The following is a 17,503-nucleotide window of genomic DNA, read 5'->3' on the forward strand; positions in this document are numbered from 1 at the left end:
CATTTGCGCGCATTTTTTCCTCAATACTGATAATTTCACCCTGACAGGGGCTTTGTTGAATAAATAAGATTTCGTGCGAACGACCCTGTAGCTGGCTGGATTTTCAGGCAATACGCACGCTTTCTGGCATCCCAGCCTTTGTCATCCTGTTCAACGCACGCACCATGGCCATAGCTTCCGCCACCTGACCATCGTAGTCACGCAGCGTCAGTGAATCTCCCAACAACTGCTTCATTCTGTACATTGCCGTTTCCGCTATCGAGCGACGGTTATATTCCGTTGTCCATTTCCACCGTGCATTGCTTCCGCTCAGCCGCTGATTAGCAACGGCACGGTTACGGTCTGCATATTCACCGGGCCAGTAACCTGCACCTTTTCGGGGAGGGATAAGCGCGCTGATTTTCTTACGCCGCAGTTCATCGTGACAGAGCCGGGTGTCGTAAGCCCCGTCTGCCGCGGCTGCCCTGATTTTTCTGTGAGTCTGCCGGATAAGGCCCGGGAAGGCTTCTGAGTCCGTGACGTTATTCAGCGACAGGTCTGCACAGACAACTTCATGTGTGTTGCTGTCAACAGCAAGATGCAACTTTCGCCAGATACGACGGCGCTCTTTGCCGTGCTTTCTGACTTTCCATTCGCCTTCACCAAAGACCTTCAGCCCGGTGGAATCAATCACCAGGTGTGCGATTTCACCCCGGGTGGACGTTTTGAAACTGACATTAACCGACTTTGCCCGCTTACTGACACTGGTGTAATCCGGGCAGCGCAACGGAACGTTCATCAGGGCAAAAATGGAATCAATAAAACCCTGCGCAGCCCGCAGGGTCAGCCGGAATACGCGTTTAATCACCAGAACGGTGGTGATGGCGAGAGCAGAATAGCGCTGGGGCCGCCGACTCATACCAGGCCTGAATCGCCTCATCATCCAGCCAGAAAGTGAGGGAGCCACGGTTGATGAGAGCTTTGTTGTAGGTGGACCAGTTGGTGATTCTGAACTTTTGCTTTGCCACGGAATGGTCTGTGTTGTCGGGAGGATGCGTGATCTGATCCTTCAACTCAGCAAAAGTTCGATTTATTCAACAAAGCCCTTCGCAGGGCGTTAAACAATGAAGAAAGCACGCCGTCAGGCGTGCTTTGATGAGGGATAAAGAGGTAAGACATGGCGGGGATATATCCCATAAGCGCTAACTTAAGGGTTGAACCATCTGAAGAATGCGACGCCTCGGTGCCTCGTTAAGACGATGCCTCGCGTTCTTCAATTGCGTTTTGTAGGCTGTCAGGGATACTGTCCCACGAATGGCCACCTGTAAGCTCCAGATGACCATTTTTGTTATTCTCCACAACGAGTTAGTTCTTCTTTTCGGATCCGGCACTTCTGGGGGGGAAATCCAGCGATGGCTGGATTATGTCGTCAATTAAAAATGCGGCGAGTAGATTAGCAAATATCCACGCTTTCGCGAGTTCAGGTTCCTTTGCACGCAAAGCATCCAGGTGCAGCAAACTTTTGAGCCGCTTAAAAGCCAGTTCAATTTGCCATCGCAGACGGTAACAATCAGCCACTTGCTCTGCTGAATATTCATCTTCCGGTAATGATGTTAGCAATAGCACATGGCCCGCTGCTTCCAGCGTTTCCGCCTGAACTACTCGTCCTTTTCGACGATTCTCGCTGAGCAGTCGGGTTTTACTGATTAATGCTTTTTCGGGAGGAAGTGATACGGCAATGAGACGTGCCGGAAAGGGAGCTCCGGCTTTTTTATTACCTGAATTGCCTATCATTACAGTGGTTTCACCGTTCTTACCGCAATCCAGCCCGCGCAGAAAACCCATCATGTCAAAGCGCATTCCTTCTGCAGTTAACCAGCGCAATCCTCGCCAGTGAACCCGGACGATATAATCAGCTTCTCCAAAAGCAAGTGAGCGGATACATTCGGGACGCGAACCGAATCCCCGGTCAGCAATGCGTATCTCGTCTGCCGTTTGCGCAAATCGGTCCAGCCGTTCAGCGTCTCTGCTGTCGGTTAGCTCAAAATCAGTGAACTGACAGGTATGAGGATCATATCCCATATGTAGTCGCCATTCAGCGCTGCCGCCCCCGGGCGCACTGATTGCTGTTCCATCGACAAGACGCAATCTCTTTCCGCTTGTACAACCCGTAACTGCGGCGCGTACAGCAAGTGTTTGTGCGGCAAGTATGCCAAACCAGTCGGCGGCATTCCGCAGCCGCTTCAGGAGAGCCACGTCAGATAATGTTGCAACGTCATGGAGCTGAGCCCATGCAGTGACTTCACGTAATGACATCCCCCCGGGGCCGTAAGCCAGCCCCAGACGTAGCAGAGTTGCAGCATCACGAATTTCGCGGCGGCGGGTTAGAGCCCCGGCATTACGTGCCGAAGTATCCAGTTCTTCGGGCTTACCAATATGGGCCAGAATTGCTGACCAGTTATCGTGAGAGTAATTCATCGGCACGTTAAATCATATCAGGCGTAATACCACAACCCTTAAGTTAGCGCTTATGGGATATATCCCCTTCCCGTCTTCCGTCAGTGCGCCGGTTTAGCCGCGCTATTATTATCCCGGGTAAAGTATTGCAGGATAGCGGCGATTAACGCGGCCACTGAACCTACGCCAAAGCCGATTAAATAGCCCTGCGCGCTGTTCCAGCCGCCAAAGTTGTCGATCAGCCAGCCGGCCAGAGGCGACGCCGGCAGCGTACCGAGGAAGGTCAGCATCAGCAGCAGTCCCATCGCCGAACCTGACGCTTTCGGCGCATGATGGGGTCAGTTTGGATATCGAAAATTATTGTACTATAAGGGCTTCCCCGGCATGTCAACGCCGGTGTTTACGGTTTCTGTCTGCACTATAGTAAAAAAATAAAGGGGAGAGACTGCGGTACTATAAACGGTCATGATGAATCGTCATCGATTCGGACCCTGATGAAAGACGCTCGTGAGGCTCTAGTTCGTTAGTCGGGTACACTTGCCCTGTACAATAAGCAGATATACCTCACGGGGTCTAACCCTTTATCATCAACGAGTTGCAGAACAGATGGTCATACAGCTTTGTACTTTAGCTGGCTGAGTACAACCTGAAATCATCACCGTAATGCAATGATGCCCAGCACAGTCTTGCATTTTTGGCAGCGATGGCAACAACAGCGCGCCAGTATCCTCTGCGTTCGACCAGTGAGCAGACCCAACGACTGAATAAATCAGTCCTTTTCTCCGCCCCGATCAGTACCGAGCGGGCACCCTGAACCAGAAGTGTTCTCAGATACGAATCGCCAGCTTTCGTTATCCTGCCAAGCTTCGACTTTCCGCCGCTGCTGTACTGCGATGGTGTCAGTCCCAGCCAGGCTGCCAGCTGGCGCCCATTCTTAAAATCATGTGCATTACCGATACTGGCGACCAGCGCACAGGCCGTTGTGGGGCCAACGCCCTTCAATTCCATCAGCCGCTGACTGCGATGATCTGTTTTGGCCATGCGGGACAAAATTCGGTCATATTCAGCGATGTTATCTTCAATGCGAGCAACGTGCTCCAGCAAATCATCAACACATTGCTGAACCTGAAGTGGTAAAGAATTCTTCTGCTCAAAAACTATGTGGCGCAGGGCATCTGTACTTTGTGGGGCGATAACGCCGAATTCAGATATCAACCCCCGGAGACGATTATATGTTGCTGTTTTCTCTTCGATAAAACCCTGTCGGGTACGATGCAGACACTGCATTGCCTGCTGGCTCTCATCCTTAACCGGCACAAACCGCATATGTGGGCGACGAACCGCCTCGCAGATAGCCTGAGCATCAGCTGCATCATTTTTCCCTGATTTACCAGCCATGCGGTAAGGCGATACAAATTTAGCGGCCATCAGACGCGGCTCATGACCATACTGCCGAAACAGTCTTGCCCAGTAATGAGCCCCGGAGCACGCCTCCATCCCGATAACACAGGGCGGCAAACCAGCAATCAGCCCGGGAAGAGCTGCGCGGGTTACTCTGGATTTAACCAGAACGGTTTTGCCATTCTGGTCAACGCAATGAACAGCGAACACATTTTTAGCAAGATCGATACCGACAGTAGTAATGGTCATAACGAATCCCTCCGGGGTTGTGTTTACCCCATGATTGCACAAGAGTTAATCAGGCGCATAATCAGGGGAAGTCCCTTCCATTCGTTAAGGTTGTTTTTTGACCTTTCTACTTTAGCTGGCCTCAGCCGACGAAACTTACCGGAAGCGGGTATCCGGTTGCTTTTCCAGATATAATCTCCTGTCAGATTGATGTGCTCCCAGCCTAAGGGCGACAAATGCGACAGCAGTTGCTCGTTGATCTTCACCCCTTTACGCTTCAGCGCATCGACCGCTCTTTCCATATAGACGGTATTCCACAGGGATATGGCAGCTGTCAGGAGCGTCAGTCCACTGGCGCGATAGCTCTGATTTTCCGGTTTTCGGTCCCTGATTTCACCCAGCCGGTGCAGGAATACCGCACGCGCCAGCGCGTTACGGGCTTCTCCTTTATTCAGTCCCGCCTGTACACGCCGACGCAGTGCCGGATCGCGGAACCAGTCGAGCATAAACAGAGTTCGTTCAATACGGCCAATTTCTCTCAATGCTTTGGCAAGTCCGTTTTGCTTGGGGTAGCTGGCAAGCTTTTTCAGCATCAGGGATGCCGTCACGGTTCCCTGCTTTATCGAGGTTGCCAGACGCAGCACTTCACGCCAGTGAATTTCGATCTCTTTCAGATTCAGGCTGGTCGTTGATATCAGTGACTGAAGCGCCGGGTATTGGTCTGCTTTCCCTTTGATAAACAGTTTCTTGTCGTGGAGATCCCTGATTCGTGGACAGAACGCAAATCCCAGCAGATGTATCAGGGCAAAGACATGATCGGTGAAACCCGCAGTATCGGTGTAATGCTCCCTGATTTCCAGGTCGCTTTCGTGGTACAGCAAGCCATCGAGAACATGGGTTGAATCCCTGACCCGGCTGATTATGCAGGTGTAAAACGGGCTGTATTGATCCGATATATGGGTATAAAACTGACGTCCAGGCTCCTGCCCATATTTCGGGTTAACCTGCCCTGCGTAGCGGCCTGAGCTGCCTGTTCTGAAATTTTGTCCGTCTGATGATGACGTTGTCCCGTCTCCCCAGAATGCCGCCAGAGACCTTTTTCCCTGCGCATTTACCAGCTCTGCAAGAGCGGCTGAATAAGTTTCATCACGGATGTACCATGCCTGAATATCTTCGAGTGATGATTTGGTGCTCCCGGGGCAGGCTTCTGCCATTTTGGTCAGGCCAAGGTTGATGCCATCCGCAAGAATGGTGGTGAGGAGCAGTCGGGTATCGGGACGGGTAATGTCATTTTTTATATGCGAAAAATGTCGGGTAAATGTCGTCCAGCTGTTTACCTCATCGAGAATTTCCGTGATTTTAGGTCGCGGTAGCATGCTGTAAACCAGCTCTGCCAGCGGTGAAACCTGCGCCGGAACGCAGTTATCCAGCGGAGAGACTTTTACGCCCTTGTCAGATATTTCCACATCAGGCAGTTCACCAAGGGCAGCCATGGCATTGACCTCTTCAAGTCTGGACTGAAGCAGGGTCATACGGCTGGTAATGTACTCATGATAATCAGCAGATACGGGCAGTGGCAGGGCCGGCGTGAGTTTGTCAAAGTCCTTTTCGGGGATGAGGTAATCATCAAAATTTTTGTAGCGGCGCGAGCCTTTAACCCAGATATCCCCGGAGCGCAACGCCCCCTTAAGCTCGCTGAGCGCACAAAATTCATAGTACTGCCGGTCAATACCCGCAGGTGTAATCACCACCTTGCGCCAGCTTTCAGGGACAAACTCAAGCGGCGCTGCCGCCGGAACTTTACGTAACTGCTTCCGGTACATCTCCTTGATCACAACCAGTGCATCAGCCAGAGGTTGCGCGGCCGGGGTTGCGACTAACTGTAAAGCGGACAACATGCGCGGGGCATATTTCCGTAATGTGCTGTATTTCTCGGTAATAATATGCAGCGGGTCAAAATTATTTTTTCTGGCGAGATGGCGTGTTTCCTCCAGACTGGCGACAAATTCATGCCATGGGAGTATGTTTTCTATTGCGAGCCATGGATCTCCACCGGAATCACGGGCATCAGACAGCGCCTGACCGACATCGATATACTGCCTCAGTTTTGACTGGATCAGCTTTCCGGTCTGCTGAAGGCGCTCAGCCTGTGTTCTTTTGGCTTTGCTGAAAAGGCTGTTCAGCATTCGCTCATGCAGCTCAATTACTTCGTCTGTCAGTGTGGCTCTGGCTTCTTCCAGCACGCACACCAGGATCGCATGACGCCGGGCTGCTGAAAATCGGGTCAAATCCCGGCTACTCATCTTTCGGCCTTCCCGCGCAAGTTTCAGCAACCTGTTCTGGTGAATGGTACGATCTATACCTTCAGGTAATGCCAGCGATTCAATGCTACTGAGCCGATCAAGATGTTGCAGCACGTTCTTACCATTGATTTTACCCGGCGGTTGCAGAAGCCATGTCAGCCTGGAAGGCTGATTATCTGATGACTCCAGTAAACGATCCAGGGCATCCCTGTGGGCCGGAGTTAACGGGGCATTCAGGGTCTGAAATACGATTTTATCGCCGCCAGCCATGGCCTCCGCACAGGTACGCTCCACGACGTCAATCGCGGGGATGATCACGTTGTTCTGCCGGAGCCAGACCAGTAACTCTTCGGCCAGGAGAATACCTTTATCGGTGCGCGTCGCCATCGAAAGCAGGTGTGTAATACAGTCCTGCTGTATTTTGCCGGTGAACGCCTTTACGCCAAGATAGCGGTACAGTTCGGTTAAATGCTCACGCCGGGTCGTATCCCTGCCGGAAAGGTAAGCGGGCCAGAGATCCCCGGTAAGCTTTAGCCTGCTGGCGATATGCTTCAGCAGCGCATCAGAGGGTGGGATTTTTTTATCCGGGGCAAAGCCGACATTTTTCAGATAGCAAAGAAGGACGGCAAAACCAAAGCGGCTGGCGGGTTTACGGTGAGCACTGATAAGCGCCAGATCATGCTCACTGAAATAGGCCATTCGGGTCAGCGTTAACTCATCGTCCGGTAATGCCAGTAATGATTCTCTTTCCGACAGAGAAAGAATCTGCCTCCTTGCCATATAGTTTCCCTCATAAATTATTCGATGCGGCATTTTTAACAAAAATGGTTATCGCATTAGGGTACACCCTGACGCCATAATAAAAACGTGACGGTACACGATGAATGACATAACCTATATGCGATAGAATAAATGCAATAACCTAAAAGCGATAATGCGGTGAAAAAATGTTCATCAGAGCTTATTTGAGAGCGTCGACGGAAGATCAGTTTGCCGATCGAGCAAAAGATATGCTGGAGCAGTTCGTTCAGGAACGAGGGTATAAAATAGCCAGTTACTACCGGGAGAATATCAGCGGAACAAAACTCGACCGCCCGGAGCTGGGACGCCTGCTAATGGACAGTCACCACAATGATATTTTACTTGTCGAGCAGATAGACCGTCTGACCCGTCTGAGCAACAGCGACTGGATGACGCTGAAAAAGCAGATTGAGCAACATGAACTGCGGATCGTCAGTCTTGACGTCCCAACTTCATGGCAGGCTCTGTCAGATAAAGATCCTTCACAGGCTGACCCGATAACCCGCGCAGTTATCACGGCGATCAACAATATGTTGATCGATCTGATGGCCGCAATGTCGCATAAGGACTGGCTGAGTCGTCGCCAGCGACAGCAACAGGGAATTGAGCGTGCTCATTCCCTGGGTAAATACCGGGGCAAGCAGGCAGACAGTGAACGACACCAGAAGGTGTTGTACTACCGACAGGTTAAGAAACTCAGTATACGGGAGACAGCAGAAGCAACCGGCTACAGTTCTTCTCAGGTTTGTCGGATACAGGCGCTTAATAAAATCACCGGTACTGATTGAATCAGCTTTAAGCTGGATCAATTCCCGCCTATACAACGTACTATCAAACTTATCATCTGAAATGCTATGCTCATCGTTATGTCAAGAATGACATAACGAATCAGAGAGGAATGCATGTCATCAGTTTCAAAAAGGAATGGAAAAGGTTTTTTCTCAGGCGCGGTAATTGGGGCTTTAGGAGGGCTGATTGGGCTCGGTGGGGCTGAGTTTCGCCTTCCCGTCCTGATCGGTAGTTTCAAAATACCCACCCTGGAAGCCGTCATCTTTAACAAAGCAATGAGCCTCGCTGTTGTCGCTATCGCTCTAATTTTCCGCACAAAATCGATAGCCACCGATCAGTTGGTAGAGCATCTTGATATTGTCATGAATTTACTGGCAGGAAGTCTTATTGGGGCATGGTGGGCCGCAGGCCGCGCCATTAAGATGTCCAGAATCTGGCTGGACAGAATCATTCTGCTCCTCCTTGTTTTACTGTCGTTCGTCATGTTCTCAGAAGCATGGCTACCACTGCACAGTATTTCCGGCGGGTTATTTCAACCCGGTATTGCCACAATTATTGCAGGTGTGATTTCAGGGTTCTTTATCGGGATAGTCGCAGCATTGCTCGGTGTGGCAGGCGGTGAGCTTCTGATCCCCACAATCGTTATCCTGTTCGGGGTTGATATCAAACTGGCCGGAAGCCTGTCATTGATGATTAGCCTGCCCACAATGATTGTTGGTTTTTCCCGTTATACAAATGCAGATGCTTTCCAGATTCTGAAAAAAGAAAGGCCGCTGTTTGTATGGATGGTCATCGGATCTGTGATTGGTGCGGCAATTGGCGGACTTCTGGTCGGCCTGTTCCCGGTTAAAGTACTTATGACTTTACTTGGGGTGATCCTTCTTATCTCCGCCATCAAAACGTTCAAACACACCCGGCAAAAATAATTTCGAGAAAGGTATCAGGATGAATAAAAAAGCGCTTATATCTGATTTTATTTTGGTCAGACCCCGAATTTACATTAATGACAACATCTCGCTGGGGCCGGGTAAAATCGATCTATTGCGCGCTATAGATGGGTTTCATTCCCTGTCAGCCGCCGCAAAAGATTTGGGTATACCCTATAAAAGGGCGTGGCTCCTGATTGATACGTTAAACAAAGGGATAGGTAAGCCCGTGGTCATCACGTCAACAGGCGGCAGCAAAGGTGGAGGCTCGGTTTTGACACCACTTGGCCAGAAGTTACTTAGCTGGTACGACAAAACAGAGGCCAACCTTAACGAGCAATCACAGCAGGACTTGCAGGATCTCGAGAAAATTATCTTCGGTGAGAGTTAACCCATTCGGCTCGGTCTTTGATCGGGCCATAACCGTACAAAAAATCATCTTAACGAATGGAAGGGACTTTCCCTGATTATGCGCCTGATTAACTCTTGTGCAATCATGGGGTACACATCGTCCCGGAGTAATTCGTTATGACTATCACGACTGTCGGTATCGATCTTGCTAAAAATGTGTTTGCTGTTCACGGTGTTGATCAGAATGGCAGAACTGTTCTGGTTAAACCTAAAGTTTCGCGTGCTGCTCTTCCTGAGTCCATTGCAGGTTTGCCTCCCTGTGTTATCGGGATGGAAGCATGCTCTGGGGCTCACTACTTGGCAAGGTTATTTCGGCAGTATGGTCATGAGCCACGTCTGATGGCCGCTAAATTTGTGTCTACTTACCGCATGGCCGGCAAATCAGGGAAGAATGATGCAGCTGATGCTCAGGCTATCTGTGAAGCGGTTCGTCGCCCACATATGCGATTTGTACCCGTGAAGGACGAAAGCCAGCAGGCGATGCAATGCAATGCTTACACCGCACCCGTCAGGGTTTCATAGAAGAGAAAACAGCAACGTATAATCGTCTGCGAGGATTGATATCTGAATTCGGTGTCATCGCGCCACAAAATACTGATGCCCTGCGCCACATAGTTTCTGTGCAGAAGAGCTCTTTACCGCTTCAGGTTCAGCAATGTGTTGATGATTTGCTGGAACACATTGAAGCTAACATCACTGAATATGACCGAATTTTGTCCCGCATGGCCAAAACAGATCATCGCAGTCAGCGGCTGATGGAGCTAAAGGGCGTTGGCCCCACAACTGCCTGTGCGCTGGTCGCCAGTATCGGTAATGCACATGATTTTAAAAATGGACGTCAACTGGCCGCCTGGCTGGGACTGACGCAATCACAATACAGCAGCGGCGGAAAGCCGAAGCTCGGCAGGATCACAAAAGCCGGTTATTCGTATCTGCGAACGCTCTTGGTACAGGGGGATCTTTCAGTGCTTATTGGCGCTGAGAAAAGGAATGACTCATTCAGCCGTTGGGTTTGTATGTTGGTTGAGCGCAGAAGGTACTGGCAGGCTGTTGTGGCCAACGTCTATTGACCATTCCCTGTGTGGGAACGCTCACGGTCAGTACTATTTCCACTGAGCTTGGCGATGGGAAACACTACGCCAGTAGTCGTGACTTCGCAGCGGCAACGGGGCTGCTTCCACGTGAGTACAGCACCGGTGGTCGAACAACTCTGTTGGGGATCAGCAAACGAGGCAACAAAAAGATCCGAATATTACTGGTCCAGTGCCCCAGAGTGTTCATACAAAAAACAAAAACTAGAACACCAGAAAGGCAAACTGGGCCAGGGAATTAATGTGCAGAAAAAGCAACTTTGTTGTGACCTGCGCACTCGCAAACAAGCTGGCCAGGATAGCCTGGGTGCTTACGACGCGACAACAGACGTTCGCGTCGTAAGTCTCTAACAATAAATTTTTAAACAATCACCTATCTGGTTTGCGAATGCTGATCATTGATGATACAAACGGCCGACCGGCCTGTTGAAGAACCTGTATATCGGAATGGCTCATCTGAAGCCGTATGATTTTTCTGAGGTTCATCAGGCGCAGAACTCATCGTGGCGCGATTCTGACGCTGGATAGATTTAAGCAAGCCAATGATATCGTCGAAAATCAGTGTTGCAAAAACGGGAGTGACCATAGATTCGATATCCAAACTGCCCCCAGCACAGCATTTGTAAGCAAGAATTTGCCGATACTCATGAGTTAAGTCTTTCCGTCGTGAAGTCTAGGTTACGGAGAATTCGTCAGCGGTTGCGCGAGGTGTTGATACGTAATTGCCAAGTGCACTTTGACTACAGTGGTCGGGCTTGTTACCACGCACCTCGGCGTGAGGATTACTGAAATCAATCTCGAAGAAAATTTCTGCATCCTTTTGCGAGTTCATTCGTCTTCAAGATAGTGGCTTCATCAGGAAGCTACGCGACTCACGAAGGAGATAGAGTAATGACACACGATGAATTCGAAGCGGCGATGGTCTTTCACGGCCATAAGTGTCCAGCAATGCCTTTAGGCTACCGTGCTGCGCAAGCAGCGATGAGAGCGCTCGGTGTGGAACGGGCAGAAGACAAGGAGCTGCATGTCATAGCAGAAACAGGGAAAGGCCATGCTGCGGGATGCTTTCTGGATGGCGTAATGTCGGCTACGGGATGCACCTACGGCAAGTCGAACATCGAGAAGCGCTATTACAACAAGATGGCTTTCACTCTGATAGACGTGAAGACCGGGCGCTCAGTACGTGTACGGCTAAAGGACGAGTTTTTCGGCAACATGCTCAACTCGCCTTTTGTTGCCCAACGCAAACAAGGCATAGCGCCACAGGATATTCCCGCCGAAGTCACTGACCCCCTGGTTAACAAGGTCATATCGATGCCGGAAGAAATGTTTCTCGATATCGGGCTAAAGAAGCCGTTTGAACTTCCACGCGGTAAAAGCTGCTTTGACACGGAACTATGCGCCAAATGTGGGGAACGTGTCTTTGTCGATAAACTGATCGACACGGAAGCGGGACGGCTTTGCATTCCTTGCCAGGAAAAACTGGCTGGACATACTGTATCCTCATTTTGCTAAGGAATTGAAATGCTTGCCATCGCTGCCGTTGCAACGTTTTTTCTAACCGCTATCATGGCCATGGCCGGAGTCGGAGCCGCTTTTATTCTGGTTCCGATCTTCTTGGCACTAGGGGTCGAAATTCATGCAGCGATGGCCACCGCCTTGCTTCTGAATGCCATATCGACGAGCGTGTCGACAACGACATTCATTCGCAAGCGTTTGGTCGAATGGCGGTTGGCACTCCCCATTTTGATTGTGGCCGTGGTTTTGTCGCCAATCGGGGTTCATGTCAGCCAAAGGTTAGACCGCCATTTTCTACTGTGGCTGTTCTCCGGTTTTCTTATTTTTGCCAGCCTCATGATGTTGTTGTACGCGCCAAAATCTTCTGGAATTCAGCGTAGTGCGCGAAGCCAGATGTTGAGTAGTTTGTCCCTTGGCGGTGTTGCGGGTTTTGTCGGTGGCCTGTTAGGGGTTGGAGGTGGCAGCATCATCGTCCCGGCACTCGTGGGGGCCGGGCTGGAACCCAAACGGGCGTCAGCAACCGCTTCTTTCGTGGTCGTGTTTGCTTCTCTGACCGGTTTCTTTGCCCACGCAACGCTTTCGGGAATGGATTATTCGCTGGTCGGTGCCACCGGTATCGCATCGGCGGGAGGGGCTGCATTTGGCGCGTGGTTAATGAGCGAAAAACTCAAAGGGCAACAGCTTAAATACATCATTGGATTCGTCCTGTTAGGGACCGCCGTCAAGATCATCTGGGGGCTTTTGTAAAATAAACGGAATCAAAATCATGTAAGCACACGATGGCCATATTCATGGCAACTCAACCGGAGCGAAGCTGTATTGGCCGCTCGTTGTTACGCTCGGATTTTCTGCCGTAGAGGTCTTCGCCGATTGGCAATCCAGCTCGTTGGGTTCTGTCGCATTAGCGTAGACAAGTCAGTAATTATTGCGCTGTCTATATTTTAGGCAACCAACAGGTAAAATTGTTCCGCCGGTGATAAAGGCTCTTCAGCGGGATGCTGATATTGCCCTTTACGTATCATATGCACTAACTCAATGCCCTCCATTATCGTCTGCGCTCGCCGAAATGATTTGAACCCCAGTATCTGTCGTATTCGGCGTTTGATATTCCGATGGTCCTGCTCAATCAGGTTGTTCAGGTATTTACTCTGCCTGATGGTGATGGTTTCTTCTTCAGGTTTACTGGCGTTGAGTGTGGCCAGCGCCGCCATGTTGGCACCGCTTTTATCGATGGTTACAACCTCAGTAGATTAGTCCCTATATTTCCAGACACTTTTTATCGCTTAACCCATTACTGGTTCGCCGCCGTAGATATTCCCGTGGCTAACGATACCCCAGTGCACTATGCGGATGCCATTCGTTGTAATGTTCGAAGGCCTCTGCAAAGTTCTTTACCGCTGTTAACCCGTCCGGCTTCGGTATGATGCTGATGTAATCCCGCTTCATCGTTTTCACGAAGCTCTCTGCCATCCCGTTGCTTTCCGGGCTACGTACCGCCGTATGTTTAGGCTCCAGTCCTACCTTCCCTGTATGCGCCGGCTTCAAGGGCGGTATTGCCGGTTTACGCTCAAGCAAACAGCGCATTCTTACGCATGATTCAGTATACGCGTTTGGCATTGATCACCGCCATGTCGTCCGTTTCTGATTGTCTGCGCAGCAGTGCCCACACCCGACGATAACCATACGTAGGCAGATCGCCGATAACGGTATGGATACGATCCAGAGCTTCAATATCATCAGGCTTGCGCTTGCGTCGACGCTCCTGCCAGTTCTTCGACCGACGAGCCATAGCATGCAGTTGCGCACGTGAGACCCGTAGCCAACAGCTGACAAGGCTTATTCGCCATCCTCCGGCAGCAAGGGCACGTGCGCTATCCACTTTTTTGTCGGCCATATTCAACGGCTTCTTTCAGCAGCTCGTTTTCCATGGTTTTCTTGCCCAGCAGGCGCTGTAGCTCTTTAATTTGCTTCATCGCAGATGCCTGTTCCGACGCGGGTATAACCTGTTCACCCACAGCAACGGCGGTGAGACTACCTTCCTGGTACTGCTTACGCCACAGGAACAGCTGACTGGCAGCAACACTATGCTGACGGGCAACCAGCAACACGGTCATACCGGGTTCAAAGCTCTGCTGAACAATGGCGATTTTTTCCTGAAGGCTGCGCCGTCTGCGCTTCTCCGGACCTAAAACATCAATCATCCGGACTCCAACGACTAGTCTAAAAACTAGTATTAAGACTATCACTAATTTAAGTGATACCAACTGTCTGGAGATTCATGGAGCCAGTCTACTCAGGCTCACCGTGGTGGCGAATGGCCTTGCGAAAGAAGCGTAAGGCAGCCGCAGCGTCGCGTCTGGCGGTCAACAGGAAGTCGACGGTCTGCCCCGCGGTATCAACCTCCCGGTACAGATATTTCCACTGGCCTTTGATTTTAATGTAAGTTTCGTCCATCCGCCACCGCCGACCTACATTACGCTTATACTGGCGGAACGACGGTGCCAGGCGCATAACCCAGCGATGAAGAGTGGAATGGTCAACGATAACGACGTGCTCCGTCATCATATCTTCGAGATTGCGCAGGCTGAGGGCGTAAGTCAGATACCAGCGAACACATTGAGCAATAACATCAATGGGATAGTGCAGGCGCTTAAAAGCTTTTCGTATCAGAAGCATGGGCAGGTAACATTATAAAAAAACAGTATGTTACCCGGCGACGTCTTAATGCGTCAGAACCAGATGAGGTGCCATGTGTATGGCACCTCATCTCTTATTGATTCATCGACTCCATAACCGCCTGCCAGGTTATAAAGCCACCACTCAGATTATATGTCCGGAAGCCGTGAGCCTGCAGAATACGGGGCACTGTTGCAAAGTTAGCGATGAGGCAGCCTTTTGTCTTATTCAAAGGCCTTACATTTCAAAAACTCTGCTTACCAGGCGCATTTCGCCCAGGGGATCACCATAATAAAATGCTGAGGCCTGGCCTTTGCGTAGTGCACGCATCACCTCAATACCTTTGATGGTGGCGTAAGCCGTCTTCATGGATTTAAATCCCAGCGTGGCGCCGATTATCCGTTTCAGTTTGCCATGATCGCATTCAATCACGTTGTTCCGGTACTTAATCTGTCGGTGTTCAACGTCAGACGGGCACCGGCCTTCGCGTTTGAGCAGAGCAAGCGCGCGACCATAGGCGGGCGCTTTATCCGTGTTGATGAATCGCGGGATCTGCCACTTCTTCACGTTGTTGAGGATTTTACCCAGAAACCGGTATGCAGCTTTGCTGTTACGACGGGAGGAGAGATAAAAATCGACAGTGCGGCCCCGGCTGTCGACGGCCCGGTACAGATACGCCCAGCGGCCATTGACCTTCACGTAGGTTTCATCCATGTGCCACGGGCAAAGATCGGAAGGGTTACGCCAGTACCAGCGCAGCCGTTTTTCCATTTCAGGCGCATAACGCTGAACCCAGCGGTAAATCGTGGAGTGATCGACATTCACTCCGCGTTCAGCCAGCATCTCCTGCAGCTCACGGTAACTGATGCCGTATTTGCAGTACCAGCGTACGGCCCACAGAATGATGTCACGCTGAAAATGCCGGCCTTTGAATGGGTTCATGTGCAGCTCCATCAGCAAAAGGGGATGATAAGTTTATCACCACCGACTATTTGCAACAGTGCCTGTTGTTCTATATGCTCACGCTGAATCTGGCGATCCATAACAAGATTGATAATGTCCAGAAACAGCTACGTACTAAACTCGGTTTTCTGGAAGAGCGGCTCAGAACGTTGCTTAACGAGTACATCTATGCAAATCAACTTGGCCGGATCGTTCTGGACGGGTTACATGCAAGCGAGACCCTTTATGGCTGGATTTTGCTTGAAAAAAATGACCTGGATGCTGCCCGGTTGATTTATAAGAATGATTTAAAGCTGAATAACGAAATGAAGTTTGCCGAGCTTCATGCAGAGGTGATGAGCATCTACCAAAAGAGATACACATCTGAAACGCCTGAAGATCTTCGGAATAGAGCTTTCTCAAGGTGTGGGTTATCCGAAGACAGAGCACAATTCGCTTTTAAGCTGTGTTATTACCTTCACCAGACAGGACAGATTAGGAAGTATATCGATGAGCTGACGCTGGGTGCTGATAACAACGACACGAGTGACGCTACCGTGGATGTCCGGTCCCTCCTGGTTCCCTCTGCATCCGGGCTCGCAACTCAATGAAAGACGAAATAGCACGACAGATCGCCGGACTTATTGAGCTGAACAAATTTAATGGCTATACGCTGGTCAGCGGAGAAGACTGGCAGAAGCCTACAGTCACCGAAATCCTGCTGGTCCGGGGATTTATCCCCCTGACTGACAACCAGCTGGCTAACCGACTGGATGTGGACGAACGCACCATCCGTAAGTGGAAATCAGGAGAGACCAGTATGGTGTACACCACCTGGTGCTGCCTGTGCTGGCTGGCTGGGCTGGGGATGCCGCTCGATAACATTATCAGTGGCTGAAGATTCGCTTCCAGATGCGTCTGAAAATGAATCGTCTCTGATATCGGCAGCGGGAACGGATGATATGAGGGAGACGGTCATAGTTTTTCCAGAACAATGTCCAGCCCTGATACCCCTTGACCACTAATAGGATGAAGCAGCCGGCTTTGAAGATGCCATATGCGATGGCGGTGAGGATTAGAAATACAGTCATACGATTTTCCTTATGTAAAACTGTATTTAGAAAATCCGATGCGGCCTTTAAGGCCGGACTGTAAAAAAACCTGAAAAAAGTTTCTCTTTCCTCTTTGTTGCTATTACTGGCTTTGTCAGCCTTGAATTTTGCTTTTTATGCAATATTCCCCTAATGACAACTATCCAGAATTTTTTTGTGCTTCTGCAAAAATCCTTCTTCTCTTCTCCTGAGATCCGAAACTCATTGAGTCGGAAGACTGGGTACCTCTTCAGAACGCAGAATCACCTGAGTTACCAGAACAGCAGACGTAAAAAAGGCCGCTGAAGCGGCCTGATTAAATTATCCGGGCAATTCACTCAGCCTGGAAGTTTTTCAAGGAACTGGAGGACTGCCTTCTGGTATGCAGTCCAGTTTTTAGCGCTTTCCCACGGGGTTGAACCGTCGTTATAAAAATAAATATCGCTATCGAGTAATCCCGGAGCACCTGCAAGAAGATGATCACCGTAATCAGCGTATTCCGCGCCGTGGCCACCGGCCTGCGCCATAAATCCCAGAGGTTTATATTCACGATTAAGAAGCAGATATTTACCGGGTTCATGTTCTCGGACAGAGTACGGCAAATTGAATCGCATTAGCCATTTCATGGCATCGGTCTTACTGTTTCTGATTTTAAATCCGCGAAAATCATTTTCAAAACAATGTACTACCGTTTCAAGTCTGCTCTTTAGCGTTTGCATGTATCATCCTTTGTGCATTTGCCACGATGGGAATTAATTGCTTACAGCGCAGCTTCGAGGATACAGGATTCAGACAGTTACTTATAGCGATGCCTGAGAGAATGGCCAGTACATCTGACAACGCAGCAGGCTGAATTCCCGGATGTTGAATAATGACCCTCAATGCCACTC

General features: G+C 50.2%; 13 protein-coding genes and 7 pseudogenes. 9 read left to right on the plus strand and 11 right to left on the minus strand.

Going from position 1 to position 17,503, the window contains the following annotated elements:
* Positions 1–103 precede the first annotated feature (103 nt).
* From Y71_RS29230 to Y71_RS29255, 5 genes and pseudogenes are all read right to left on the minus strand, one after another.
* A pseudogene (locus Y71_RS29230) lies at positions 104–1,052 on the minus strand (IS5 family transposase).
* Between the two features lie 292 nt (positions 1,053–1,344).
* On the minus strand, positions 1,345–2,457 hold the full coding sequence (locus tag Y71_RS29235) for an IS4-like element IS421 family transposase (RefSeq protein ID WP_001300563.1): 1,113 nt from the start codon (positions 2,455–2,457) through the stop codon (positions 1,345–1,347).
* Between the two features lie 80 nt (positions 2,458–2,537).
* A complete protein-coding gene (locus Y71_RS29240) occupies positions 2,538–2,741 on the minus strand; it encodes a hypothetical protein (RefSeq protein ID WP_007372383.1) in 204 nt (67 codons plus the stop codon).
* A 322-nt stretch (positions 2,742–3,063) separates the two neighbouring features.
* A complete protein-coding gene (locus tag Y71_RS29250; protein ID WP_001567660.1) occupies positions 3,064–4,086 on the minus strand; it encodes an IS110 family RNA-guided transposase in 1,023 nt (340 codons plus the stop codon).
* Between the two features lie 23 nt (positions 4,087–4,109).
* On the minus strand, positions 4,110–7,148 hold the full coding sequence (locus Y71_RS29255) for a Tn3 family transposase (protein ID WP_007372381.1): 3,039 nt from the start codon (positions 7,146–7,148) through the stop codon (positions 4,110–4,112).
* A 167-nt stretch (positions 7,149–7,315) separates the two neighbouring features.
* On the opposite strand from Y71_RS29255, the gene Y71_RS29260 reads away from it, so the two are divergent.
* The 7 genes and pseudogenes from Y71_RS29260 (at position 7,316) to Y71_RS29290 (ending at position 12,651) form a co-directional block, all read left to right on the plus strand.
* Positions 7,316–7,957, plus strand: a complete 642-nt coding sequence (locus Y71_RS29260) for a recombinase family protein (RefSeq protein ID WP_009651826.1) — start codon at positions 7,316–7,318, stop codon at positions 7,955–7,957.
* Between the two features lie 114 nt (positions 7,958–8,071).
* Entirely contained in the window at positions 8,072–8,884 is an 813-nt protein-coding gene (locus Y71_RS29265) for a sulfite exporter TauE/SafE family protein (protein ID WP_007372378.1), read from the plus strand.
* A gap of 19 nt (positions 8,885–8,903) precedes the next feature.
* Positions 8,904–9,275, plus strand: a complete 372-nt coding sequence (locus tag Y71_RS29270) for a winged helix-turn-helix domain-containing protein (RefSeq protein WP_009651828.1) — start codon at positions 8,904–8,906, stop codon at positions 9,273–9,275.
* Positions 9,276–9,412: 137 nt separating this feature from the next.
* Positions 9,413–10,353 (plus strand): annotated as a pseudogene (locus Y71_RS29275) (IS110 family RNA-guided transposase); the annotation flags it as partial.
* Positions 10,350–10,729, plus strand: a pseudogene (locus tag Y71_RS29280) (transposase); the annotation flags it as partial. The pseudogenes Y71_RS29275 and Y71_RS29280, both read left to right, overlap by 4 nt.
* Positions 10,730–11,277: 548 nt before the next feature.
* Positions 11,278–11,901, plus strand: coding sequence for an FmdE family protein (locus Y71_RS29285; RefSeq protein ID WP_007372374.1), 624 nt, complete (start codon positions 11,278–11,280; stop codon positions 11,899–11,901).
* A 9-nt stretch (positions 11,902–11,910) separates the two neighbouring features.
* Positions 11,911–12,651, plus strand: coding sequence for a sulfite exporter TauE/SafE family protein (locus Y71_RS29290; RefSeq protein ID WP_032951290.1), 741 nt, complete (start codon positions 11,911–11,913; stop codon positions 12,649–12,651).
* A gap of 194 nt (positions 12,652–12,845) precedes the next feature.
* Here the strand turns inward: Y71_RS29290 and Y71_RS29295 are convergent.
* The 5 genes and pseudogenes from Y71_RS29295 to Y71_RS29325 form a co-directional block, all read right to left on the minus strand.
* A pseudogene (locus tag Y71_RS29295) lies at positions 12,846–13,148 on the minus strand (DDE-type integrase/transposase/recombinase); the annotation flags it as partial.
* 13 nt (positions 13,149–13,161) lie between these two features.
* A pseudogene (locus Y71_RS29300) lies at positions 13,162–14,105 on the minus strand (integrase core domain-containing protein).
* Between the two features lie 91 nt (positions 14,106–14,196).
* Positions 14,197–14,580: pseudogene (locus Y71_RS29310) on the minus strand (IS6 family transposase); the annotation flags it as partial.
* A gap of 94 nt (positions 14,581–14,674) precedes the next feature.
* Positions 14,675–14,764 (minus strand): annotated as a pseudogene (locus tag Y71_RS31060) (rhodanese-like domain-containing protein); the annotation flags it as partial.
* Between the two features lie 53 nt (positions 14,765–14,817).
* The gene (locus Y71_RS29325; RefSeq protein WP_001067855.1) at positions 14,818–15,522 is read right to left on the minus strand and encodes an IS6-like element IS26 family transposase; all 705 of its coding nucleotides are present in this window, start codon (positions 15,520–15,522) and stop codon (positions 14,818–14,820) included.
* Here Y71_RS29325 and Y71_RS29330 point away from each other — a divergent pair.
* Both Y71_RS29330 and Y71_RS29335 read left to right on the plus strand, forming a co-directional pair.
* Positions 15,513–16,133 carry a hypothetical protein gene (locus Y71_RS29330; RefSeq protein WP_057068510.1) on the plus strand — a complete coding sequence of 207 codons (621 nt, stop codon included), beginning with the start codon at positions 15,513–15,515 and terminating at the stop codon, positions 16,131–16,133. The two genes, Y71_RS29325 and Y71_RS29330, sit on opposite strands and share 10 nt — an antisense overlap.
* Positions 16,130–16,420, plus strand: a complete 291-nt coding sequence (locus Y71_RS29335; RefSeq protein WP_007372364.1) for a helix-turn-helix domain-containing protein — start codon at positions 16,130–16,132, stop codon at positions 16,418–16,420. Before Y71_RS29330 ends, Y71_RS29335 begins: the two co-directional genes overlap by 4 nt.
* A gap of 531 nt (positions 16,421–16,951) precedes the next feature.
* Here the strand turns inward: Y71_RS29335 and Y71_RS29345 are convergent.
* Positions 16,952–17,332: a hypothetical protein gene (locus Y71_RS29345; protein WP_007372363.1), complete on the minus strand. Its 381-nt coding sequence runs from the start codon at positions 17,330–17,332 to the stop codon at positions 16,952–16,954.
* Between the last annotated feature and the right edge of the window lie 171 nt (positions 17,333–17,503).

Source organism: Kosakonia radicincitans DSM 16656, from assembly GCF_000280495.2.
Classification (GTDB): Bacteria; Pseudomonadota; Gammaproteobacteria; order Enterobacterales; family Enterobacteriaceae; genus Kosakonia; species Kosakonia radicincitans.

Bases quoted from the DNA above. Each gene is read 5' to 3' on its own strand.
- Y71_RS29235 (WP_001300563.1), bottom strand. From the start codon at position 2,457: ATGAATTACTCTCACGATAACTGGTCAGCAATTCTGGCCCATATTGGT.
- Y71_RS29240 (WP_007372383.1), bottom strand. From the start codon at position 2,741: ATGGGACTGCTGCTGATGCTGACCTTCCTCGGTACGCTGCCGGCGTCG.
- Y71_RS29250 (WP_001567660.1), bottom strand. From the start codon at position 4,086: ATGACCATTACTACTGTCGGTATCGATCTTGCTAAAAATGTGTTCGCT.
- Y71_RS29255 (WP_007372381.1), bottom strand. From the start codon at position 7,148: ATGGCAAGGAGGCAGATTCTTTCTCTGTCGGAAAGAGAATCATTACTG.
- Y71_RS29260 (WP_009651826.1), top strand. From the start codon at position 7,316: ATGTTCATCAGAGCTTATTTGAGAGCGTCGACGGAAGATCAGTTTGCC.
- Y71_RS29265 (WP_007372378.1), top strand. From the start codon at position 8,072: ATGTCATCAGTTTCAAAAAGGAATGGAAAAGGTTTTTTCTCAGGCGCG.
- Y71_RS29270 (WP_009651828.1), top strand. From the start codon at position 8,904: ATGAATAAAAAAGCGCTTATATCTGATTTTATTTTGGTCAGACCCCGA.
- Y71_RS29285 (WP_007372374.1), top strand. From the start codon at position 11,278: ATGACACACGATGAATTCGAAGCGGCGATGGTCTTTCACGGCCATAAG.
- Y71_RS29290 (WP_032951290.1), top strand. From the start codon at position 11,911: ATGCTTGCCATCGCTGCCGTTGCAACGTTTTTTCTAACCGCTATCATG.
- Y71_RS29330 (WP_057068510.1), top strand. From the start codon at position 15,513: ATGGGTTCATGTGCAGCTCCATCAGCAAAAGGGGATGATAAGTTTATC.
- Y71_RS29325 (WP_001067855.1), bottom strand. From the start codon at position 15,522: ATGAACCCATTCAAAGGCCGGCATTTTCAGCGTGACATCATTCTGTGG.
- Y71_RS29335 (WP_007372364.1), top strand. From the start codon at position 16,130: ATGAAAGACGAAATAGCACGACAGATCGCCGGACTTATTGAGCTGAAC.
- Y71_RS29345 (WP_007372363.1), bottom strand. From the start codon at position 17,332: ATGCAAACGCTAAAGAGCAGACTTGAAACGGTAGTACATTGTTTTGAA.